The following is a 23,537-nucleotide window of genomic DNA, read 5'->3' on the forward strand; positions in this document are numbered from 1 at the left end:
AGGCTTTTATCTGTCTACTCCCCCTGGAGGTAGACTGAGGAGGTCTATCACGCGGAATACAAGAGGACATTCATGACTGAGGTTGCGATCGGTATTATTGGCGGCAGTGGTCTTTACAAGATGGAAGCCCTCAAGGATGTGGAAGAAATTCAGGTAGAGACTCCCTTCGGCCAACCTTCAGATGTGGTAATTGTCGGCACTTTGGACGGAGTACGGGTAGCTTTTTTAGCCCGTCATGGTCGTTATCACCACTTGCTGCCCTCCGAGCTACCGTTTAGAGCCAATATTTATGCGATGAAAAGTATTGGCGTGAAATACCTCATTTCAGCTTCAGCCGTCGGCTCCTTGAAAGCCGAAGCCAAGCCATTAGATATGGTCGTACCGGATCAATTTATCGATCGTACCAAAAATCGCATTTCTACCTTTTTTGGCGAAGGAGTTGTGGCTCATATTGCCTTTGGGGATCCGGTCTGTCCTCAGCTAGCCAAAATTCTGGCGGATGCAGTGGAGAGCCTGCAACTCACGGATGTCACGCTACATCGGGGCGGTACTTACGTCTGTATGGAAGGCCCAGCCTTTTCCACCAAGGCAGAATCTCACCTGTACCGCAGTTGGGGCGCAACAGTGATTGGCATGACGAATCTACCGGAAGCGAAACTGGCACGGGAAGCAGAGATCGCCTACGCCACTCTGGCCCTGGTGACCGATTACGATTGCTGGCATCCCGATCATGACAGTGTCACTGTTGATATGGTGATTGCCAACTTGCAACGCAATGCCGTGAATGCTCAAAAGGTAATTCAGGAAACGGTGCGTCGGTTGGCTGCCGCCCCCCCTGAGTCAGATGCTCACTCAGCACTGAAATATGCCATTTTGACTCCCCTGGATAAGATTTCGGCTGAGGCGAAAGAGCGACTGAGTTTATTGCTGCAGAAATATATGTGAGCTGAGGCGGATGGAGAATAGTGAATGGGGGATGAAAAAGAAGTAATACGATGATGGAATAACAGCGTGACGAGATGATGAATGGCAGAGACGTTTCGGTGAAACGTCTCTGTAGGTAGATAGATGCACGGAGGATAAGAGATAGTAGAGATAGCAAGGGAAGGACACCTTTGACCTATGCCGGATTGTCCGAAATGTCATCAAGCTGTTGAGACTCAGGCACTGGAGTGCCCTTATTGCCGCACTCCATTGAAGGCGCACGGGCATCCGGGGATGACGTTATATCAGGCAACCGGAAAAGAACCTCTCTGCTTAACCTGTCTCTACCATGAGGATGACACCTGTACATTTCCCAAGCGTCCGTTTGCCATGGATTGCACCCTGTATTGCGATCGCACCCGTCCCTCTACCCTTACCAAACCTGGGTACAGTCCCGGTTTTCAAATTCAAGTCTGGCTTAAGCGCAACCTCACCTGGATCATTCTGGCAGCATTAGTGTTGATCAGTTTGATCATTGCTTTGCTGCAGTAGGAATTGTCCTTGGTCATTATTGGGCTGAAACTGGAGCTTCTAAACCCATCGCTGCCATCAATGCTTCAAAGTCAAAGCTTTCAGCCATGATCTGGTAAAGAAATTGCAGCTTGCGGGGTTCGTGAATACGCACCTGTCCGATCGCACGATCGACAATTTCCACAGTCGTCAACGTATCGAGATCGACTGAGAGGATGGGAATTTCCAGATCTTCAGCACGACTGATGACATCCGGATGGGGACGCACCTGTCCGCTTAGAATCAGGCATTGAGTCGATGTTTCCAGGGCGGCAAGCTGAATGTCGGTGCGATCGCCCCCCGTCACAACGGCCATGTTGTGTCCCTTCCGGAAGTATTTGAGGGCAGAGTTCACGTTCATCGCTCCAATGGAGAGATTCTCGACCATTAGATCCAGGCGATCAGCTCGACACAGTACTTCTGCATTCAACTGCTCCACCAGATCCTCAACAGTGGCGCTGCGGAGGAGCGCGCTCCGGGGCATGAGGCCCAGAATCGGTACGTCATGCTGCTCCAGATAGGGCTTAACGGTTGTTTTCACTTCCTCCAGCCGATCCTGGGGAATGTCATTAATGAAGGCTCCAATCAGGCGATCGCCCAATCGACGCTTGGCCGAGAGCAATGCACCCACAATCAGGAGGGAGTGGAAGCGGGCAACTAACAACACCTTGGCATCCACAATCTCCGCTATTTGCATTAGCGACAGGTTAAACAGACTGCCCTCCTCCAAATTGGATGGCCCTTCTAATAACACCAGATCTGGGCCTTGCAATTGTAAATACTGGGACAAGAGTTGGCAGTAATCCGTCTGATCTTCTCCACGAATCCGTTTCTGAATCGTGATATCCGTCATGGGTAAAATGGTGGGCTGCAAACGGTTAGACGGGAGTTTCAGCGTTTCAGTAACAAATTGAACATCTTCTTCAACGATTTCACCGGGAGGACGGCTCCAAATGGTTCCCAGTGGCTTGCCATAAGCAATATCCAACCCTTTGGCCTTGAGATGATGGGCCAATCCCAAAAGGGTTGCTGATTTGCCACTGTACGCTTCAGTTGATCCAACAAGCAAATATTTAGCAGACTCAGGCACGCCTCTACTCCCGATGTTGATTCTGAACGCAAATGTGAGAAACACATTTCAACTCATTGTAAGTCAGGTTGAGAGTAGGGAGTGGAGAATAGAGGAGTGCAGGGTAGATGGCTTTTGCTGACAGCAAAAGCCATCTACCCTGCCAACTAATTCCAACTAATTCACTGAAGACAGTTCCCGATCGCTGCCATTCAACTGAGCAACTTGCACATCTTCCAAATCCTTGAACAGAACAGTGCTGAGGTAGCGTTCGCCGAAGCTGGGTTGGATAAAGACAACCAGCTTGCCAGCATTTTCAGGGCGCTTGGCAACCTGGATAGCGGCGGCAAGCGCAGCTCCGGAGGAGATGCCAGATAGCAGCCCTTCTTCACGGGCCATGCGACGACTGAAGGAGACAGCCTCTTCACTGCTAATTTGCACCACTTCATCTACTAGGTCGAGCTTCAGCACTTTGGGAACGAAGCCAGCGCCAATTCCCTGGATTTTGTGAGGGCCAGGTTGCCCACCGGAGAGAACCGGGCTTTCTACAGGTTCCACAGCGATCGCTTTGAATTCAGGTTTGCGCTGTTTCAGGACTTCGGCCACCCCCGTAATGGTGCCACCTGTACCCACTCCAGCAATCAGGATATCAATCTGACCATCGGTATCGGCCCATAGTTCTTCAGCCGTAGTTTCCCGGTGAATCTTGGGGTTGGCAGGGTTAGCAAACTGTTGCGGCATAAAAGCATTCGGCAGACTGGCAGCAATTTCTTCTGCCCGTTGCACCGCCCCTTTCATTCCCTGAGCACCGGGAGTCAGTTCCAGTTGGGCACCGTAAGCCTTCAACATGGCTCGCCGTTCTAAACTCATGGTTTCCGGCATGGTGAGAATCAGTTGATAGCCTTTGGCTGCAGCGACCATCGCCAGCGCAATCCCCGTATTTCCGGAGGTTGGCTCCACTAAGATAGTTTTCCCTGGTTGGATCAATCCAGCTTCCTCTGCAGCATTAATCATGCTCGCCCCAATCCGGTCTTTCACTGATGCGGCAGGGTTCATTCCTTCTAGCTTGGCCACAACCTGAGCCACGCATCCTTCAGCCTGGGGAATGCGGTTAAGGCGCACTAAGGGAGTTTTTCCAATCAAATCCGTTACGTCATTGGCAATTCGCATAAAATGGCTCCATATAAGGGAGATGAGTGGCCTCTCAATCTGCAGGCCATGACAAAACCTGAATCAAAAGAAGCGTTTAAGTTCAGTTTAATACGGTAAGTCGATAGAAATTAAGGGCTTCATAAGGATTTAAGAAAGGGGATCAGGGCTTAGGGATTGACTCTACTGCCTTTGCGTAGGATGTGTGGGTGCAGCGCGATGCATCAATTTATGCAGATCTGAAGGTGCTAGAGGTATGGCGCTATGATGACCGAGCGCTAGCGATCTACGCCTTACAGGACGGTGTATATGAGGTCAGCGATCGCCATATTGCCCTATGTCTGACTGCTAAGCCCTTATTCGTCTTGGTTAGATAAGGGATTGATCAACTCGCTCAATCCCTCTCCCAACAACGATAATCCAGTCACCATCAAAGTCATGGCTAGACCAGGAAACAGCGTCGTCCACCAGATGCCCCCTGTGGAAAGGCCATCTAATGCCTGCTTCAAGTCATAGCCCCATTCCGGTGTTTCTTCTGGCAACCCCAATCCTAAAAAGCCCAGCCCTGCCAACACCAGAATTGCATCGGCAGCATTTAGGGTAAAGAGTACAGGTACACTTTGCACCACATTCAGAAACAAGTAACGGGTTAGCACACGCCAGGTAGAAGCTCCCATTGCCTGAGCTGCTTCCACAAATAATTCCGTCTTCACACTCACCGTCTGGTTGCGCACCACCCGGTAGTACTGAGGAATATAAGCAATGCTGATGGCGATCGCAGCATTCAATACCCCTCTTCCCACCACAAAGGCCAGCGTTACCGATAGCAATAATCCCGGCAACGTATAGATCGTATCCATCACGAATAGCAGGGCGCGATCGAGCCATCCCCCCAGATAGCCGCTCACCATCCCTAATGGCACTCCGACCAGCAATCCCAGCGTCACCGCCAGGAGCAACACCTGCCACGCGGCCTGACTGCCAAAGATTGTGCGGGAAAATACGTCATACCCCAACTGGGTGGTGCCAAACCAATGTTGCCAGGAGGGAGGGTGTTGCGGGGGATTGTCCAAAAACTCAGTAGGATTCTGCAACCAGCCGATCGCCTGCAACAGCGGTGCGAACACGGCCAGCAGGATAAAAAATACGGTGATCACCAGGCCAATTTGTGTCAGCCGTAGGGAAAGACTGGCACGTTTAGCTGGATTAAAGAAACGGGCGATCGGGAGGCGGAGGGTCATGGAGTGGGGAGGGATGTGGGAGGTGGGGAGAGAATGGGGGTAGATGAGGAAGTAGAGGAAGATGGGGGAGGGGAGACAGGAGTACAAGTATCGGTCATTGGGGGCTGGGTGTCTACGATGACGGCTTTGTAGCCTGCGGAGGTGAGAAGTTGGACGACAACGAGTTTGGCACGATCGCTGGCCCGTTGCAGCACTCCCTGTTCACAGGCAGTAGTAACAATTTTCTGAAGGGCTTCCTGCTGAGCCAGGGATTGGAGTTGGGGGCCAGCATCGGGGCCAAGTCCTAAGAAACCCCGGCTGTAGTCGTAGACCTGGGATTTATTGACATCTATTTTGCTGTTGAGAATTCGGGCGGGTGGGAGTTTGACAACAATACCGTCTTCTGTTGCCTGCATCTGATCGGATGTAAGTTGGCTGAGGTCAACCCCAGCCTGGACTTCTCCTTGAGCGATATAGAGCAGTTTTGTGGTGCCAATCGTAAAGCCGCTAAAGGTGGCATCCTGCTCAGTGGGAACAACAGCCTGCATGGTGAATTCTGCCGTTGTCAGTTCACTGGCATCGCGAATCTTTTGCAGCGTCAGGGATTGCGCTTCGGCTTTTGTTTGCGGTTGCGGTGGATTGAGCAAAGCATTCAAGGCAGCAAACAGGCGAGCGCTGATTTGATGATTCAATCCAATCAGCAGAGCAGCCGCGATCGTCGCTCCCGTTAACATCCACATTAAGCCACTGAAAAAGGCTTTACCGCGTCGATCGTAACGGTCTTGTTGCATATCCCTACTCTTGTATTACCCAAACCATTAAAATCAAATCTTGCCAAGCCTGAACACCAAAATGATAAGTTCTCGTTATGCGACTGAGTGCGATCGCCCACTATGTCATCAGATCGCCTGTTACGTAGTTTGTTTTGCAGTACGGAACCTGGCACACCTGACTAATGACTAGTTTTTTAATAAAGTGATTGCAAATCCAGCCTTTGGGGTGGATGGTGCCACCGTTCAACGAATACACTCGTTAAGTGAACTCTTTTCATTCCTATAAGGCGGCCTGCATGACTCATCCCACTCTCGTTTCGGCACTGGTAGACGGCATTAAATTTGGCACCGATGGCTGGCGGGGTGTGATTGCAGCAGACTTTACCTTCGATCGCGTCAGGCTAGTGGCGGCGATCGCAGCTCAGGTACTGGCAGACAACTACAGTCAGGTTACCAATGGCAGTCGCACGGTCATTGTAGGGTACGATCGTCGCTTTTTGTCCGAAGACTTTGCCCGGGCAGCGGCGGAAGCGGTGCAATCTGTGGGTTTTGATGTGCTGTTGTCGGAAGGGTTTGCGCCCACTCCAGCCTTCAGTTGGGCCGCCAAACAACAAAATGCTCTGGGTGCGCTGGTGATCACGGCCAGCCACAATCCTGGAAAATACTCCGGCTTGAAGGTGAAAGGAGCCTTTGGTGGTTCAGTGGCTCCGGCAATTACGCAGCAAATTGAAGCCCGGTTGTCGGCAGGCATTGTGCCCTCTGCAACGCCCGGAACCTGGCAAACTTTTGATCCCTGGCAGAGTTACTGTGAAGGGTTGCGAACCAAGGTGAATATCGGTCAGATTCGAGATGCGATTCTTCAGGGAAAACTGACCGTGTTTGCCGATGTGATGCATGGGGCGGCTGCCGGAGGATTGGCGAAATTACTGGATGCTCCAATCCGGGAAATTAACAGCGATCGCGATCCGCTCTTTGGAGGTGGTGCGCCTGAACCTTTACCCAAGTACCTGTCAGAACTGTTTCACCAGATTCACAGTTATCGTCAAACCCACCCCACTGGACTGGCCGTTGGATTGGTGTTTGATGGGGATAGCGATCGCATTGCGGCAGTCGATGGTCAGGGAAATTTTCTCAGTTCGCAAATTTTGATCCCCATTCTGACTCAGCATCTGGCGGCCAATCGTGGCTACACCGGGGAATTCATCAAAACCATTAGCGGCTCTGACCTGATGCCCAAGGTTGCCGCCCTGTATAACTTACCTGTGTATGAAACTCCAATCGGCTACAAGTACATCGCCGATCGCATGGTAGAAACTCAAGTCTTGCTGGGTGGCGAAGAATCCGGTGGCATCGGCTATGGCCATCACATTCCCGAACGGGATGCCCTGCTCTCGGCGCTGTATGTGCTAGAGGCGATTGTCCAATCCAACACCGATCTGAGCGATCTCTACAAAGACTTGCAGCAACGCACGAACTTTGTCTCCAGTTACGATCGTATCGACCTGCCCCTGTCCAGTATGGAAGCCCGCGCCCGCTTACTCAACCAGCTAGAAACCCAACCCCTGACCGAAGTTGCAGGCCAGAAAGTAGTCGATTGCCTGACTGTAGATGGCTATAAGCTGCGTCTGGAAGATGGCCGCTGGCTTCTGATTCGATTTAGCGGGACGGAACCCGTGCTGCGCCTCTACTGTGAAGCCAAAAATCTCGATCAGGTACATGAGACATTGGCATGGGCGAGAGATTGGGCGAGTAAGGCTTAATTGCACCTGCTTGGCAATCTCTCAGCCAGCGGCGGATCGCTCGTCCGGTTACCTCCTGACTGGTTTCTCGCAGGGCAGAAGGAGCCTGGTTATCCATTGGGTGAGAACCGTAGCGAGAATACAGGGTGGCCAGCTGCCAGCCTGTGCTGGAGCTATAAGCCAGAATCAGCCAGTGAAACTGTTGGATATCTTGTCGGCGCTGGGTTTCGTATTGCCGTTCTAGTACGGTGAAAAAACTCTGGTGCAGTTGGCTGTTGGGAGAATAGGGAGAACCACTGTAGGTGATTGGCAAAGGAGTGAGGTCAGCTTGACTGGCAGCGATCGCATATCGCTTGGCCTGACTTCCTCCCTGCTGATGACTGATCCGGTTGATATATTCCGGTAAGTCCCGCAATAAAGCACTGATCAGTGGCTCTATCTCTGTGGGACAAGTCGTTAAAGGACGGATGGGTGGCTTGATCTTGGAGTCTGCTCGAGACTCAGATGGACGCGTCGTGGGAGCAGCCTGACTAATAATGGCAACTGGTGTTCCCAGATGCATCAATGTCAGGGCGATCGCCACCCGCCCCTTCCCCATTCCATCCCAGCAACTCACAAGTCCTCCTCAAAAACGCCGCTCAGCATACTATTCCTTGCCTACCCTTCCACTTAACTTACCCATCTGCCGATCTAGCCACCTACTCACTTGTCTACCACCTCCAACACCGTCGAAGCCGATCGCCCAAACTCCTCCGGAGCATATTGCAACCTGGCTTCGGCACCGGGATAGAGGAAAGTACCGGGAGTTACAGAACGCACCAGATAATGCAGAGAATATACACCAGGATTTAATTTGTCTCCAAAGGCAACAATCCGATCCTTGTAGATGGTTTGGTAGCCGAGTTGCCAGCTATCTCCTCTGGCCTGAAAGTAGGGGCTGGAGGTCTGGAAGCTGCTATCGACGGCTTCTAAGCCCGCAGGTAAGGAATCGGTAATGATTACATGATCTACGGGACGATCGGTAATGATTTCCAGACCAATGTCATAAACCTGACCCACAGGAAGTTTCAGGGCATCTACGGCGTAGAGGCCAGTGGCATAAAGAACTTTTTCTTCATTGGCGGGACGAATTGTGCGAGTCACTCGCAGACCATTCAGCCGTCCGGGTTGGTTGCCCTGTAGTCGATAGCGGTAGGCTACGAGGTAATGCAGCAGACCGTTCCCAGATTTCTTCAAGATCAGATTGTGCGTGCCGCGAGGTAAGTTTGCCATGGGCACGCTGACCGTTTCACTGGCTTTCTGGTAGCCTTGAAACTGAGCCGTCGCCAGGGACTTATCTCCCAGTTGCGCACTGGCCGTGAAGCTAGGAGGAGTGGGTTGCAGCTTACTGTACTCTACCAGAGCTGTCAATGCAGCGGCATTGTCATAGGTGCTGGGCCAGGTGCCGTTCCGCCGCTGCTCCAGCAGTCCCTGAACCAGTTTGTCAATGGTTTCAGGACGGGCTTTTTGCGCGATCGCCAGCCGTACGGCTGCCGCCTGAGTTGCCGTTGCCGAACTCAACCAGCGCCAGTTTTGTGGCAAATTCACCCTCGCCGTGCGACCTGTTTCCGACACGGTTTCTTGTAATTTGGTGGCCATCCCTTTCGCTTCTGCCTGCCAAGCGGGAAATTGAGATAAGTAGCGAGCCAGATTCATCTGGTCGATCGGGTCAAGCTGCTGCCGTTGAGCATAAATATCCGGCAAAAACTCCGTCCGCTTATCCCCCAGGGCTGCCAGTGCGATTAAGGTATGCAACCGTACCTGATTTTTGCACAGCGCTTCTTTGCAGAAGTCATACTGAGCCGGATTGGCAAGCAATTTGCTGAGGTAATTCTTTAAGGGCGGGAGAAAGGAGTCGGGGGTCGGGAATCGGGAGTCGGCTGATGAACGAACCCCGATTCCTGATTCCTGATCCCTGATCTCTGCCATTGCCTCTGCCGCATAAGGAGTCAAGAACGGATCCGACTTTTTCGCTTCTGGGTAAGCAGCGAATCCGCCATCCGGTTTCTGCAGTTTTTGCAGGCGATCGAGGGCCTGGGTGGCTTGTTGAGCTGGGTTGAAGCTGGAGAAGGCTTGACCGTAGGTTTGGGATAGGATTTGGAGATTAGCCACAATGCTGAGTTGGCTGGCGGCGGGTTCCAGGAAGGGCAGATCCTGTTCATCTAGCACCTGTTGGGCAGGGGCGGCAAGTTGAGGAATCAGGCTGCTGGCCAGGGAAAGATCCAAGCCCCCGGTATCGTTAGCGACGTTGGGATCCACGTTTAAGGGGATTGTCGCCTGGTCGGAAGTAGTGCCAGATTCGACAACCTGTTCTGTAACCGTGAGCGGCTTCACTTCCAGCGGCACTTCCAGCGCATCTGTAACTCCATTCAACTCCGTTTTGAACTGCACTTTGGCGGCTCCCGGATTGTTGACTTTGACCGGAAAGCGATAAGCGCTGGTGCCTGCTCCCATGTAGGCTTGTTGATTGCCGGAGGAGTTGTCGAACTGAAGCGAGCCAGTGACAGAGCCGGAAATGGAGAGATTACCGTTCGGCACAGTGTTGTTGGTAACGGCAACCCCAACCTGGAAGCGATCGCCCGGTCGAGCAAACTGAGGCAACAGGGGATTGGTGACCAGAGGCTGACTGGTGACAAAGGTGGTATCGCCATTACCGAAGTTGAAATTGCCATCGGTGGCGACAGCCATGACTCGCCAGGTGGTCAGGTCATCCGGAAGCTTAAAGCGGACTGTCGCAGTGCCTTTGTTGTCCGTGGCAACAGCACCGTTGTAGTAGGCGATCGGCTTGAAGTTGGTACGGATACGGGTGCTGGCGGCTCCACTGGACAGGCCTCCACCATAGCCCCAGCCTTTTTGCAAAGGAGAGCCGATCGGCTGTAACACGACATCCGGACGGTTATCACTCAAGCGGGTAGAAATCGGTTGTTCCGCAAACACCAGGTTCACCAGATCGGGGGGACGGTAGCCGGTCAGTTGCAACACCGCTTCATTCACCACCATGATCGTGAACTGGCCTTTCACGGGATTATCCTGCTGGTCTTTCAGGATCAGATTAACGGTTTGTTCACTTCCGGGTGTTGCTGGAGTAGACTCCGGAGAGCCAGTAGCAGGAGTGAGTTCCACTTTCAGGTAGTGTTCATTCACGTCGGTCGAAAAGGGAGCCAGCCCAATCCGTACCAAACCATCCAGACTGCCTGGGGTTTCCTGCTCCAGAGGTTTGCCCTGGCGGACGAGAATTGCTTCCACTGCGGCATTTGGCATCATCTCGGCAGTCACCTGAAACTGAACCTGGGGCGCACTACCTGTAACTTTCGTAACCGTCTGATACAGCGTGTCATGACGCACGACCGCAAAGTAGAGTTCTGCTTCCGGGAACGGTGATTGCAGCAGCACAGTGGCGATTTCACCGGGACGATAGTGGGATTTGTCCAACTTCAGTTCCAGGCGGTTATTGCGATAGCGGTTGCCCCAGAAGGTGGGAGTATCTCCGGTGGCCCAAATTTGCAGATCGGTAGCCGTGGTTTCCTTACCAGCCAATGTGGCTCGAATCCGGTAGGCACCAGAGGTGGGCGGCGTTAATGGTACTGATTTCGCCTCCGTCCCAGATTCCGTCTCCTGAGTGGCCACAGTTTTGTATTCCACCTGATGCTGCAGCATGCGGCTTCCTTCCACCACACGGGTGATCTGGCTATAGTTCATCTGCTGCAATTCCAGGCGAATTGATTGATCTGGGATAGGGTGGCCACTGGGATCGGTAACAATCACCTGAACGGGAAATTCCTTACCGGCATCCGCCACAAAGTTCGTTTTCAAACCAATCAGGCGATCGCTGGGCAACGCCAGGAACGTCTTGGAATCCGATACGGCCAGATTCGACACATCCGACACCTGAGCATCCACCTGATAGGCCATCGTGTAGGGCAGGTTTTGATCCACTTTGATACTTTGCGTGGCCTGCCCCTCTGCACTCAACATCTGAGTAGCTTCAAGGACATCACTGCCTACCTCCGGTGCTTCCTCCGGCCAGAACCAGCGACGACCAAAAGTATATCCCTCCCAGCCCTGCGGCGTGAACTCAACCCGTTGTCGAGTCACCCCATAATTCACCTTGCCCCCTTGCACCGGCGAGCCAAACAGATAACGACTTTGCACCGTGCTTTTTACCGTTTGATCCGGTAACGCCACTGGCAGCGTCTCCACAACACCCTGCCCTGCTTTTCCATCTCTATCTGTTAATTCCTGATTTCTAATTCCTAATCCCTCAGCCGTTCCCTTCAACGTCAGTTCCACTTTAAAGTTCGGCGGCTTAAATTCAGCCACCCGCACTTCTCCCGTAAGTTCTTTGCCATCCGCCCCTTTGGCCCGCACCGTGTAATAGCCCAGGGGTTGGTTTTTGGCGAAGGGAACCTCCAGCGAAAAGGTGCCAAAAGCGTTGGTTGTCTGACTGCCCAGATCCTTTTTCTGACCATTCGGCCCTTCTAAGGTGAGGCTATACTTGGCGTTTTTGTCCTGCTTCAGGGTTCCGGCCTGCAGGTAATAGGCGGCTCCGGTCAGGTAAGCGGTTTCTCCCGGTTGGTAAAGTTGGCGATCGCTAAAAATTGTCCCCCGTGAGATGGGTTTGCCACTTTCCCAACCAGCATCAATCCCGTACTCATAGGTACCGCTATATTCCAGGGTGCGGGTAAAGGCCCAATCTTTCCCTTCCTGAGCAATTACCAGCAGGGGTGGGGGATTCTCTGATCCGGGTGCCCGACAGCCTTGAAATTGCGATCCCGTCAGGGTGAGCAATCCCGCTTGATTAGTCTTCCCAGTAGCGCAGGGGGTTGGGGCGGGTCGATCTTTGGCATCCAATCGCGATTTGTAAACTTGAATTGAGGCATTGGCGACAGGGGAGCCATCGGCCAGGTGATGCACTCGCACCAGCCCCGATTCGGGAAACCATTGAGCAAATACTCCCAGATTGGTCAACTGCACCAGTCCGTAGTAGGTGGGTTCTCGCCACTGTTGCTTGCCATTTTCCTGATAGGAATTGGTTCGGGCCTGTACGCCATACGCCAGCATTCCGGTTGGACCCTTCAATAATTGGGCTAAAGGAATGGCCGTTTCCACGGTCTGATTCTGCTGCTTCGCCACCTGAGTCGTTTTCCATTGAGATGGGTTGGGCAGCAAGTCATTGCCATTGCCCTGGGGATAGGCAGAACTGGTATAGACCAGATCGGTGGGTTGGACGCTGGCGAACGCAGATTTGTAACTCGGTAGATTGACCGTAGAGATATTCAATTGCAGTACCGAAGTGCGATCGCCCCCAATGCTAGATGGAAAGATATGCAGATCAGAGGGTGCCCAGAGATCAGGAGCCACATCTCCGGTTTGACACTCCACCGTGGTCGGTTTACCCAGAGTTTGACCAAACTTGTCTTTTAAGTCGGCTCCTATGGTAATCGTGTATTTCGTGGCGGGTTCCAAAGCCCAGGGATTCAGGTTGACGACACGATCGCCTTCATAGGCCTGTACCAGTGGCACATCTTTATTCTTTGGCTCCGGACTGATGGAAATGTTAGCGGTAGCAGAATCAACCTGAATCGGATTGTTGAACTCCAGTTGGGGTGAGCCATTTACGAACCGTCCCACATTTCCTCCCGCATCTGGCTGTCCCACCCATTTCAAATTCTGGTAGGCCAGAGGAGAGTAGGTTTCTACCCGACTGGCGAATGCTTCCTCACTGGGCAAATTTCCCTGCAAAGGTCGTAATCCCGGTGTGAATTCCAGATTGTATTTCGTTGCTTTGTCCAGTCCTCGCTGCGGTTCCAGGGTATAAATCCAACTGCGTTGCGAGGGATCAAACCGTTCTTCCGGGCTGGGGGTTTGTGGCTCTAGGGACTCCGGCTGTTTCTCCAGAGCCACTGCCAGACCGATCGTAGTCTGTTTGCCCACTGGCGTTAAGCGAGCATGATCCCGCAGGGAAGCTTGATCCAGTTCGACGTTGGAATAAACTTTTAAGACGGGCTTCGTCTCAATGGGATCTGTAGCCGTTTGGGGACTATCAGCAGAATAAGAGGTGGGCAGGTTGGTGAGTTTGAGGCGATCGGTCTGAAAGGTCCAGGCCAGATCCTGATCCAATTGATGATTTTTCAGGTCAGCCAGTCCCTTTTTCAAGGTGACTTGGACTCGCGTGGCCAGGGGAGTTGCTGCATCCGCCTGAAATCCCACCATGCGGGGGGTTAAAAACCGGAACTGCCCTTTCAACGGCGGTACAATTTCAAACTTTTGCAACACTTGCTGGCGATTCGGATCCTCCAGACTCTCCACTGGAATCAGGGGTTCTTTGAAGCGGATCCGAACTTGCGCCTGGGGTTTGGTATCCCCGATCGGACTGATTTCCTCGATCCAATCGGGCAGTTTGGGTGCGGGTAAAGCCGCCACTTCTGCAAACTGTTCTGGCCCTGGCGTAATTCTGGCGATGCTACAACCGGAAAAACTCACGGCAATCAGAATTCCCAACAGAAACAAAATGGGCAGAATGCAGCGATCGCCCCTTCTCATACCTTCTTTCCCTACAGCAACAGGAACAGGATGGATAGACCACCTGATACTCTATTGCTACCCCCTGTTCCCGTGAAATCCCTTAAGGTTCAATAATTCTTTACCTCTCTGGCCTAACGTCGCCAGTGTTCTTCCAGTAAAGCCTTCGCACGGGGACGGTAGAGCAGATAGAACAGGGCTTCGATATAGCGCATCATATCGGCCCGGTTTTCTTTGGAGGTGTAATTCCAGAAGCCGTAGATTTTTGCTAGGGAGAGCAGGCGGGTAGTGTGAATTTTCCAGGTATAGGTGCTGTAGACGCGATCGATACTGCGTTGGGAAATTTCCTGCCAGTAGCGGGGATTTTCGTTGCATTTGGTTACGAAATCCAGAATGATTTGGGCCATTTCTTCGTGATCGGTAGGATTGATGTAAAAGCCGTTCACCTTGTCCTGAATGATTTCCAGGGGACCACCAAATCGGGTTGCAAAGGTAGGCAGGCCGCTGATCATGGCTTCCAGAATCGTCAGACCGAAGGCTTCAAACAGGGCGGGTTGCACGAAGATGCCCTGGCGATCAGCAATCACGCGATATACTTCGCCCGAATCGCCTTTTGCCAACCGGACACCCAGCCAGCGCACTTTCCCATGCAAGTTGTACTCATGAATGATCTGATACAGCTTTTCGATTTCGCTAATTTCTTCATGATCTGTGGATTCCTCCGTTCGGAGTTTCCCAGCAATCAGGATCAAATTGCACTGTTCCTGAAGTTCCCTACTTTTGCCAAAGCATTCTGCCAGGCCTGTCAGGTTTTTAATGCGATCGAGCCGCGCCATGGAAAACAGAGGCCGCTTGTTGGGATCATCTAGAGTGCCATAGACCTGAGCCGGATCGTCGAGAGTGAATAGCAGGTTTTCCAGGCGATCGCGCTCTGTCAACAGTCGGTCTTCCTTGCGGGAATAGGGGAAGTACACACTTTCATTCACTCCTGGCGGCACCACATTGAATTTGGGACTGAATAAATCAATGCCACTCACCACATGGTAAAGATCGGGCATGGTGAACGATTTGTAGGATTCATACTGACCCACGCTGTCGGGAGTGCCGACAATTTCCTGATAGGTACTGCTAATCACGAAGTTGGCAGCATTCATGGCAATCAGATCTGCCGTGAACTGTAACGAGAAGTGATACTTGTTTTCCAGATCCTGCCAGTAAAGGTTACTGAACAGGTATTTCGACTTCTCCAAAGCATGGGCGATGTTGCACTGGGTTACTTCTAACCGTCGTGCCAGCAAAAAGGCCACCAGATTCCCGTCAGAATAATTCCCCACAATCAAATCCGGTTTGCCCTGGAATTCAGCTCGCAGTTCTCGTTCGGCATCGATCGCAAAGGTTTCCAGATAGGGCCAGATTTCAAACCGGGAAATCCAGTTCTGGGTCATGTGGGGATTAAATTCGCGGAAAGGTACACGCAAAATCCAGGCGTCTTCCGTTCCGTAGATTTTTTCCAACCGTTGATTACAGGTGGTGCCGTCGTTGTTGGGAATCAGGCGGGTCAACACAATCACTTTCGGATGCACATTCAGCACATCCAGCCCCGCCAGTTCAATGTCTTCCTGGAGTTGCTGCTCCAACCCCTTCACCTGATCCAGAATATATACCACTTGGCCTCCGGTATCGGGACGACCCAGTACGCCTTCCTGCCCAAACCAACCATGGGGTGAGATCAGGGCAATCCGGAAAATCATCGGAATCCGCGATACGAAGGCTTCTAACACCTGATGATCCGGTGAGTCAATTAATTGGTCGAGCATTTCTAGGGTTTCCTGCACTCGCCGCGCCGTATTCCCCCACCCTGGTTCAAACCCCAGTTCCTGCAGATCGAATCGGAATTGTTCGTAGGGCTGATCAGGGGGCAAAGCACCGACCAGACCGATCGCCTGTTTAACTCGATCGGAGAGGCGTTGCTGGGTTTGAATGCGATCGTTAATCAGCAACTGATACTGACTGTAACGGTGCAGCCGCAGGAAGTTAAACAAGGCATCCTGCCACTGTCGTGGATCTTGGAATAACTTGCTGGACAGATAGCGGTTCAGGTAAGCCACCCCTCGACCGATATTTTTGGGATCGCGAATGGCGGGCGAGTAGTCGTAAAAAGGCTGAAAGTCAATTTCCAGAACATCGCCATCCTGCGGGTGGAATCGGCCCACGAGGCGATCGCGCAAATCCAGCAATTCCTGAATACTCATCGGCTCATAAGTCAAATCCTCCAGCAGACGATAGGCTTCCTGGCTGGCAATCCGGGGACGAATGATCAGACACAGACTTTCATTATCAATGATAATTTCCTGGATATAGTAAATTAGCTTACTGAGATGGGAGAAATGGTAGAACCGCTCGGACTTCTCATAATTCTGGCAATAGTCCGCAAACAGGGACAGAATTTCGTTGCGGAGCAAGTACCGCTTTTCTTGAGTCCGAAGAATGCTGGCAAACTGACGCAGGTTGGTCTTTTCGTCGCTATGAAGTACAGCCTGGATCAAGTCGGACATTCGCAATTTCCCCTACTGTTGACACGTTGAATCCAAAATTATGATCAGGTGAAGATTGAGCAAATTGCCCTCATTCAGGTTGGTTAGTGGAGGTACATAAGTTGTTCCTCTCTGGCAAAAGACACTTGACCAAGACCCAAAGATCTAAAGATCTAATGAGAAGAATTGGGTAGCAGACGATAAAGAATTCGCACCCTGGGGCCAAGCACAATGTCATCCCCCCCTTGTAGAATGGCGCTCTGGCACTTGTGTCCATTCACAAGCAACCCATTCCGACTCGGTGTTTGATCTAATCCTCCATCTGTAATTTGATAGGTGGGATAACCATCAGAACGGTTAACTTTCGTCAATACCGCATGGTTCCGGGAGACGTATTGGGAATGCAAACAAATGTCACTGTTAGAATCTCGACCGAGGGTATATTGGTCGCGCTCTAACATTATTTCTCGCTTGCCCCAGTCATCTTCCAGGATCAAGGTAGGAGTGATCTGATTGGAACTGTGGGAACTGCTGTCTGCATCAATCGCGGTGGACAAGGAGGCAAACACAATTTCCGAGTCTGTTTCTCCCTCCACGAAGGTCTGCTCTCCAAAGCCAGCCCCATACCAGGCTGCATGGGTGGTGGGTTGATGGTCCCCCAGACCCATCTTTTCAGCCGCTAAACTGCGGGCATGCCAGGACACCTGATCGTCTGGCCAGATGGAGAGGGCCTGATCGTAGCTGGCGATCGCTTCATCATAGCGCCGCAGTTCGGCCAGTGCATTCCCCCGATTCCGCCACGCCAGGTTATTCTCCCGGTTGATCAGCAATGCCCGATCGTAAGCGTCTAAGGCTTCCTCCGGCAGACTCAAACCATAGAGCAAGGCATTGCCCAGATTCTGCAGGACAGCCTCATGCCGGGAATCAAGCCGCAGGGCCTGGTCGTAGCAAGCCATTGCCTGGGAGTAATCTCCTAGCCCATATTGAAAGGCATTGCCTCGCTCATGCCAGATTTCGCAGGCTGCACTGTCACTCGGACTGAGCCGCAGTGCCCGATCAAAGCTAGCGATCGCTGCTATGTAATCTCCCCGGCTCTCTAAAGCCAATCCTCGCTCATACCAGACCTCATAGCAATCATCCTGAATGTCCAGAACCCGGTTGAAAGCTGCGATCGCTCGTTCGAAATCATTGGCACTGGCGGCTGCCAACCCTCGCCGAAACCACATTAGAGCTTCGCTATTGAGTGCTATTTGGCTTGTATCGAGCATACCGAACTATCCTGTAGCTCCCCTGCGCACAGCACAGCCGCACGAAACCAACCGTACTGCTTCGTAAATTTTATCGGCTAATACGAAGAGAGTATGAAATTTGCCCTGATCCTCACACTTTCTTTAAAGTGAGGATGGCAAGCAAAAGAATCTCTACACAGGCAGAAGACAAACATCCCCTATGTTCCAGAAACCGCTAAATTTACTTTTTCTATCCACATCAGTTGGGCCACTGGGTTCGGGATTGGGAGGAGGGGTGGAACTGACCTTAAGAAACATGGTTCAGGGGATGCAGCAACGAGGCCATGAGGTAACGGTGGTTGCTCCGGCTGGTTCAATTTTGCCAGATGCTTCCTTAGTTGAGGTTTTCGGAGATCTGCATCCTACTGCTCAAAACGAAGGTCGGGATGCGTGGATTGCAATGCCTCCTAACTCGGTGTTGGCTGAAATGTGGAACTATGCCTCTCAAGTGCAGGACAATTACGATTTGATTTTAAATTTTGCCTATGACTGGTTGCCCTTCTACTTAACTGCTGCTTTGGCCACTCCTGTTGCACATCTGGTTAGCATGGGTTCCCTTACCCATGCCATGGATCGGATTATTAATCAGGTAGCAGAGCAATTTCCTCATACCATTGCGGTTCATAGTCGCGCTCAGGCTGAAACGTTTCCTGGTAGCGATCGCTTCTGGGTAGTAGGCAATGGCTTTGACATGGAACAGTACAACTTTTGTGCCGAGCCAGAAAATACTCTGGGCTGGGTGGGACGGTTGGCTCCCGAAAAAGGATTGGAAGATGCCGTCGTGGCCGCTCAAATGACCAACACTCCCCTCAAAGTTTGGGGGGTGTTACAGGATGCGGCCTACTGGCATGACATTTGCGATCAGTATCCGGATGCTCCAGTAAGTTATGAAGGATTTTTACCCACCGCAGAATTGCAGCAGGTTCTAGGCCAGTGTCGAGCGTTGCTGATGACTCCCAAATGGGTAGAGGCATTTGGTAATGTGGCGATCGAAGCTTTAGCCTGTGGCGTACCCGTAGTTGCCTATGCGCGAGGTGGTCCTGCAGAAATTGTGCAGCACGGAAAAACCGGCTGGTTAGTGGAACCAGATCACGTTCAGGGGTTAGTCGATGCGATCTCTCAATTAGACCAGATCGATCGCCTGACCTGCCGCCGTTATGTAGAAGCGGAATATTCTCTGCAGGCGATGAGCGATCAGGTAGAGCGCTGGTTTGCGGCGATTTTGAACCAAAGGATGATGGGATGATAGGAGGGGGTGATGATGGGACGTACTCATCATCCTGTCATCTCATCATCTTGTTATCCCATTAGACTATGGCTACTGACGCAGATTTACGGCGCTTTCTTAACCGGATTGATCAACAAAACTACAAGGCATACAAAGACCTAGAACGGCATTATCAGTTCCCAACTTTTACGTTGCTGGTCGATCGCGTTCAGGGGGATCCCTTTGCTTCTCCCAGCCAATTTCGGGTACAGGTTCCCCAAAAGCAAGCCAAATTTCCCCAAGCGCTCTACCATAATCACAGTCGGGAAGTGGCATTGCGCGATTACCTGACTCGCCAGTTCGATCGCGTTGCCCAATCGACTCGCCAGCGACGGGGTAGTGGTAGTAGCGGCCTAATTGCGATCGCCCAACCCCGGCAAACGATTCTGGAGCGTACGTCGGTATTGATCAATGACGACTGGGTAGAAGCCCGGTTTGTCGTTGGTTTACCCGCATTTGGACGACGGGTGGCAGGACGGCAGGCAGCGGAAATGCTATGTGAGGACTTGTCGGAAATTGTGGAGCAGGCATTGCACTATGCTTCTCTGAAGGCGAATGAGGTGCAGCGACATGGAGAAACGGCTGAGGATGCGGACTGGTTGCGATCGCAGTTACAGCAGCGGGGACTGGTGGCCTTTATTGCCGATGGGGCTGTGTTACCGAGAGCCAGTGGGGTAGACGATCGCCCCCTCAAAACAGGACTTTCGTTTCAAGCTCCGGAGTCTTTACGAGTGGAATTCACCTGTCCAAATCGGGGTAAGGTGACGGGGATGGGCATTCCTGCCGGAGTGACGCTAATTGTCGGCGGCGGCTATCACGGGAAATCGACTTTGCTGCGGGCGATCGAGTTAGGAGTCTACAATCACATTCCGGGAGATGGCCGGGAACTGGTGGTGACGGATTCCACAGCCGTGAAAATTCGGGCGGAAGATGGTCGCAGTGTGGCGGGTGTGGATATTTCGCCGTTTATTAATCAGTTACCTCTAGGGCAATCGACCACCCACTTCATTACAGAAAATGCCAGTGGCAGTACCTCTCAAGCGGCAAACATTATGGAAGCCCTAGAGGCAGGTTCCCGCTTGCTGTTAGTCGATGAAGATACGGCAGCCACCAACTTTATGATCCGCGATCGCCGGATGCAAGCCCTGATTGCCAAAGAGAAGGAACCGATCACCCCTTTCATTGATAAAGTGGGCCAGTTGTTTACGGATCATGGAATTTCTACGATTCTGGTCATGGGGGGCAGTGGTGACTATTTTGATGTGGCGAATACGGTGATTGCTATGCAGGATTTCCAACCCCAGGAAGTCACTGATCGGGCACGGGAGATCGCGGCTGAATATGCCACTCATCGCACTCCCGAAGGAGGTTCCAAATTTGGCCCTCTGCCCTGCCGCACCCTGCCCCGCCCCCAACCTCGCCATTCAGGCCGGGATTTCGTGAAGTGGAAAATTCGGGAACTGCATACGATCGTGATTGACCGGGAAGACATTGATCTTTCAGCCGTTGAACAACTGGACGATCCAGCGCAACTGAGAGCGATCGCGGCCACCTTAGTCTATCTGGAACCGCATTATCTGACAGGTAAATACACCATTTCAGAAATTCTGGATCAGGTCATGGCAGAAATTGCCAGCAATGGCTTTGATTCCCTGACCTATTGCCCTCCCGGTGATTTTGCCCTGTTCCGTCGCTTCGAGTTAGCCGCCGCCTTGAATCGCTGGCGATCGTTAGTACCGACCGGTACAAGCTCACAACGATCGCCTACATGCTGACTGGATAGATTGCCAACCCCACCTCGACTGGTATACGGCAATCTGCTCTAAAGACAGACACAAAATGGCACTGAGGTATCGGAGAAAAAACTTTGGATAGAATGCCTGCAAGTATTTCCATTACGAATATTAAGGCGATATCTCATCGATCACTTTATTGTTGACTTTGATTGTGCAGCATTAAAGTATCCAGCGGTTAAACTCGCAACTACACTCACCCAGCCTGCCGATGCAGACTCAATACAATCAAGATTTAAAGAACAATCATTGGGACAGAAAGTTGTTGGCATGAATTCGAGTAAAAAGCCATCTTGCTGCTAAAACTCCCATGACCCTTTTTCCAATTGGTGCTAAAACCTTTATCCTCGAAGTGATACCCATTTAGAGTGCAAATACAAACATGACTGAACCTCGCATCGCTCCCTATGGTTCCTGGAAATCTCCCATCACCTCTGACCTGATTGTGGCTGGCACGATCGGGCTGGGAGGAGTGCGCCTAGATGGGGACGCGGTGTACTGGAGCGAACTGCGACCGACGGAGGGAGGGCGCAATGTGGTGGTGCGTCGCACGGCAGATGGACAGATCAGTGATGTCACCCCACCACCGTTTAATGTGCGATCGCGGGTGCATGAGTATGGCGGCGGAGCCTTTCTGGTGCATCAGGGAACGCTTTATTTCTCCAACTTTGCCGATCAGCGCTTGTATCGTCAGGATGTAGGTCAGGAACCTGTGGCAATTACTCCGGAGCAGGCATGGCGGTACGCTGATGGCGTGGTTGATGCTCAACGTCACCGGATAATTTGCGTGCGCGAGGATCATACGGGCGAGGGAGAACCTGTGAATACTCTGGTAAGTCTGGGTTTGGACGGTCAGGATGCCACTCAGACCGTGCTGGTATCTGGCAATGATTTTTATGCGGCCCCCCGTCTCAGTCCAGATGGTTCTAGATTGGCCTGGATTTGCTGGAATCATCCCAATATGCCCTGGGACAGCACCGAGTTATGGGTGGGGGAAGTGAGTGCCGACGGCTCGATCGCCCAGGCTCAACGGATTGCCGGAGGAGGAGCAGAGTCGATTGTGCAGCCGCTCTGGTCACCGGATGGAACACTGTATTTTGTCAGTGATCGTTCTAACTGGTGGAATCTGTACCGCTGGATTCCTACTACTCAGGGGGGAGAAGTTGAAGCACTGTGTCCAATGGCAGCAGAATTTGCTTTTCCTCAGTGGGTATTTGGCTACTCCAGCTATGATTTTGAGTCCGCAGAACAGCTCATTTGCACCTATACCCAGAATGGTATTTCCTACCTAGCGAGTCTGAACCCGACTACGAAACAATTGACTGCCATCGAAACCCCTTACACCGAGATTAGTGGGGTTCACTGTACTCAGGGCAAAGTGGTGTTCAATGCGGGATCAGCCACGCAACCGGGAGCGATCGTCCAACTGGATTTAGTCACGCATCAACTGCAGGTTCTGCGTCGTTCTAGTGAGTTAGAGATTGACCCAGGCTATCTATCTGTGCCGGAGGCGATCGCCTTTCCCACAGAAAACAATCTGACGGCTTATGGCTTTTACTATCCGCCCAAAAACAAAGACTTTCAGGCAACTGCAGGGGAACGTCCGCCTCTGCTGGTGAAAAGTCATGGTGGCCCAACGGGTGCAACCTCTGCCGCCTTTAACTTAAAAATTCAATACTGGACAAGTCGGGGATTTGCCGTACTGGATGTAAATTATGGTGGCAGTACAGGCTATGGGCGCGAATACCGGGAACGACTGAAGGGGCAATGGGGCATTGTGGATGTGGATGATTGTGCCAATGGTGCCAGATATCTGGCAGAACAGGGGAAGGTAGATGGCGATCGGCTGGTGATTGACGGTGGCAGTGCTGGCGGTTATACAACCCTGTGTGCGCTGACCTTCCGGGATGTTTTCAAGGCCGGAGCTAGCTACTACGGGGTGAGCGATCTGGAAGCGTTGGCTACCGACACCCACAAATTTGAGTCCCGCTATCTGGATAGTCTGATTGGGCCATACCCAGAACGCAAGGATTTATATATTGAGCGATCGCCCATTCACGCCACACAATCCCTCAACTGTCCCGTCATCTTCTTTCAGGGAGATGAGGATAAGATTGTGCCCCCGAATCAGGCGGAAATGATGGTAGATGCATTGCGAAAAAAAGGCTTACCCGTGGCTTATGTGTTGTATGAAGGAGAACAGCATGGTTTCCGCAAAGCCGAGAATATTAAACGCACCTTAGATGGAGAATTTTATTTCTATGCCAAAGTGTTTGGCTTTGCGATGGCAGATGAGGTCGAACCTGTGGCGATCGAGAATCTGACTATTCCCAGGTTGCAACAGGTTTAAGGATGGCGGGGATATCGTATTCTGCCGGAAATTCCAGTTGGGTTTCTCGCAGGTTCAGGTAGCTGGATTCCGTAAAGGCCAGTAACATTCGCTGTAAGGCTAACCATACTTCCGAATCATACTCCCAGTCTCGAAAGCGGTTCGTCTGTGCCGCGATCGCTTTTAACGCCCAAAAGTAGCTGTTCCTCACCACAGAGCCATTTTTCTTGTACTGTGGTACATCGTCCTGATGAATCAACAGAATTTGCTGTTCAATCCTTGCTCGCATAAATCCATTGAATAGTTCACTTGAACTATTG

General features: G+C 51.9%; 16 protein-coding genes. 7 read left to right on the forward strand and 9 right to left on the reverse strand.

All coding sequences use genetic code 11. From position 1 onward, the window contains the following. Positions 1-72 precede the first annotated feature (72 nt). Together ACUVQO_RS02765 and ACUVQO_RS02770 are read left to right on the forward strand one after the other, a co-directional pair. Positions 73-945: an S-methyl-5'-thioadenosine phosphorylase gene (locus tag ACUVQO_RS02765; RefSeq protein WP_445924368.1), complete on the forward strand. Its 873-nt coding sequence runs from the start codon at positions 73-75 to the stop codon at positions 943-945. 177 nt (positions 946-1,122) lie between these two features. Next, positions 1,123-1,476, forward strand: coding sequence for a zinc ribbon domain-containing protein (locus ACUVQO_RS02770; RefSeq protein ID WP_445924369.1), 354 nt, complete (start codon positions 1,123-1,125; stop codon positions 1,474-1,476). A gap of 16 nt (positions 1,477-1,492) precedes the next feature. Here ACUVQO_RS02770 and ACUVQO_RS02775 read toward each other — a convergent pair whose 3' ends face one another. Next, a complete protein-coding gene (locus ACUVQO_RS02775) occupies positions 1,493-2,584 on the reverse strand; it encodes a phosphotransacetylase family protein (RefSeq protein ID WP_445924370.1) in 1,092 nt (363 codons plus the stop codon). A gap of 156 nt (positions 2,585-2,740) precedes the next feature. Continuing rightward, positions 2,741-3,733, reverse strand: a complete 993-nt coding sequence (gene cysK / locus ACUVQO_RS02780) for a cysteine synthase A (protein ID WP_445924371.1) — start codon at positions 3,731-3,733, stop codon at positions 2,741-2,743. 188 nt (positions 3,734-3,921) lie between these two features. Between cysK and ACUVQO_RS02785 the strand changes: the two genes are divergently transcribed. Beyond that, a complete protein-coding gene (locus ACUVQO_RS02785; RefSeq protein ID WP_445924372.1) occupies positions 3,922-4,089 on the forward strand; it encodes a hypothetical protein in 168 nt (55 codons plus the stop codon). Here ACUVQO_RS02785 and ACUVQO_RS02790 read toward each other — a convergent pair. Together ACUVQO_RS02790 and ACUVQO_RS02795 are read right to left on the reverse strand one after the other, a co-directional pair. After that, positions 4,069-4,953: an ABC transporter permease gene (locus tag ACUVQO_RS02790; RefSeq protein ID WP_445924373.1), complete on the reverse strand. Its 885-nt coding sequence runs from the start codon at positions 4,951-4,953 to the stop codon at positions 4,069-4,071. The genes ACUVQO_RS02785 and ACUVQO_RS02790 overlap by 21 nt on opposite strands. Further along, the gene (locus tag ACUVQO_RS02795; RefSeq protein WP_445924374.1) at positions 4,950-5,723 is read right to left on the reverse strand and encodes a DUF4230 domain-containing protein; all 774 of its coding nucleotides are present in this window, start codon (positions 5,721-5,723) and stop codon (positions 4,950-4,952) included. The genes ACUVQO_RS02790 and ACUVQO_RS02795 overlap by 4 nt, the downstream gene beginning before the upstream one ends. Before the next feature lie 278 nt (positions 5,724-6,001). Between ACUVQO_RS02795 and ACUVQO_RS02800 the strand changes: the two genes are divergently transcribed. Beyond that, positions 6,002-7,465: a phosphoglucomutase/phosphomannomutase family protein gene (locus ACUVQO_RS02800; RefSeq protein WP_445924375.1), complete on the forward strand. Its 1,464-nt coding sequence runs from the start codon at positions 6,002-6,004 to the stop codon at positions 7,463-7,465. Here ACUVQO_RS02800 and ACUVQO_RS02805 read toward each other — a convergent pair. From ACUVQO_RS02805 to ACUVQO_RS02820, 4 genes are all read right to left on the reverse strand, one after another. Beyond that, positions 7,362-8,060 carry a hypothetical protein gene (locus ACUVQO_RS02805; protein WP_445924376.1) on the reverse strand — a complete coding sequence of 233 codons (699 nt, stop codon included), beginning with the start codon at positions 8,058-8,060 and terminating at the stop codon, positions 7,362-7,364. The genes ACUVQO_RS02800 and ACUVQO_RS02805 overlap by 104 nt on opposite strands. Positions 8,061-8,146: 86 nt before the next feature. Next, the gene (locus ACUVQO_RS02810) at positions 8,147-14,026 is read right to left on the reverse strand and encodes an alpha-2-macroglobulin family protein (RefSeq protein ID WP_445924377.1); all 5,880 of its coding nucleotides are present in this window, start codon (positions 14,024-14,026) and stop codon (positions 8,147-8,149) included. A gap of 113 nt (positions 14,027-14,139) precedes the next feature. Continuing rightward, complete coding sequence (locus ACUVQO_RS02815; protein WP_445924378.1) at positions 14,140-16,560, reverse strand: sucrose synthase; 2,421 nt, start codon at positions 16,558-16,560, stop codon at positions 14,140-14,142. A 152-nt stretch (positions 16,561-16,712) separates the two neighbouring features. Continuing rightward, positions 16,713-17,807, reverse strand: a complete 1,095-nt coding sequence (locus tag ACUVQO_RS02820; RefSeq protein ID WP_445924379.1) for a tetratricopeptide repeat protein — start codon at positions 17,805-17,807, stop codon at positions 16,713-16,715. 181 nt (positions 17,808-17,988) lie between these two features. On the opposite strand from ACUVQO_RS02820, the gene ACUVQO_RS02825 reads away from it, so the two are divergent. The 3 genes from ACUVQO_RS02825 to ACUVQO_RS02835 all read left to right on the forward strand — a co-directional run bounded on the left by ACUVQO_RS02825 (position 17,989) and on the right by ACUVQO_RS02835 (position 23,238). Continuing rightward, on the forward strand, positions 17,989-19,074 hold the full coding sequence (locus ACUVQO_RS02825; protein ID WP_445924380.1) for a glycosyltransferase family 4 protein: 1,086 nt from the start codon (positions 17,989-17,991) through the stop codon (positions 19,072-19,074). A gap of 68 nt (positions 19,075-19,142) precedes the next feature. After that, positions 19,143-20,870 carry an ABC-ATPase domain-containing protein gene (locus ACUVQO_RS02830; RefSeq protein WP_445924381.1) on the forward strand — a complete coding sequence of 576 codons (1,728 nt, stop codon included), beginning with the start codon at positions 19,143-19,145 and terminating at the stop codon, positions 20,868-20,870. 400 nt (positions 20,871-21,270) lie between these two features. Then, complete coding sequence (locus ACUVQO_RS02835) at positions 21,271-23,238, forward strand: S9 family peptidase (RefSeq protein WP_445924382.1); 1,968 nt, start codon at positions 21,271-21,273, stop codon at positions 23,236-23,238. On the opposite strand, the gene ACUVQO_RS02840 is transcribed toward ACUVQO_RS02835, so the two are convergent. Beyond that, entirely contained in the window at positions 23,213-23,506 is a 294-nt protein-coding gene (locus ACUVQO_RS02840; protein ID WP_445924383.1) for a hypothetical protein, read from the reverse strand. The two genes, ACUVQO_RS02835 and ACUVQO_RS02840, sit on opposite strands and share 26 nt — an antisense overlap. Positions 23,507-23,537: the final 31 nt, after the last annotated feature.

Source organism: Leptodesmis sp. (genome assembly GCF_052746595.1).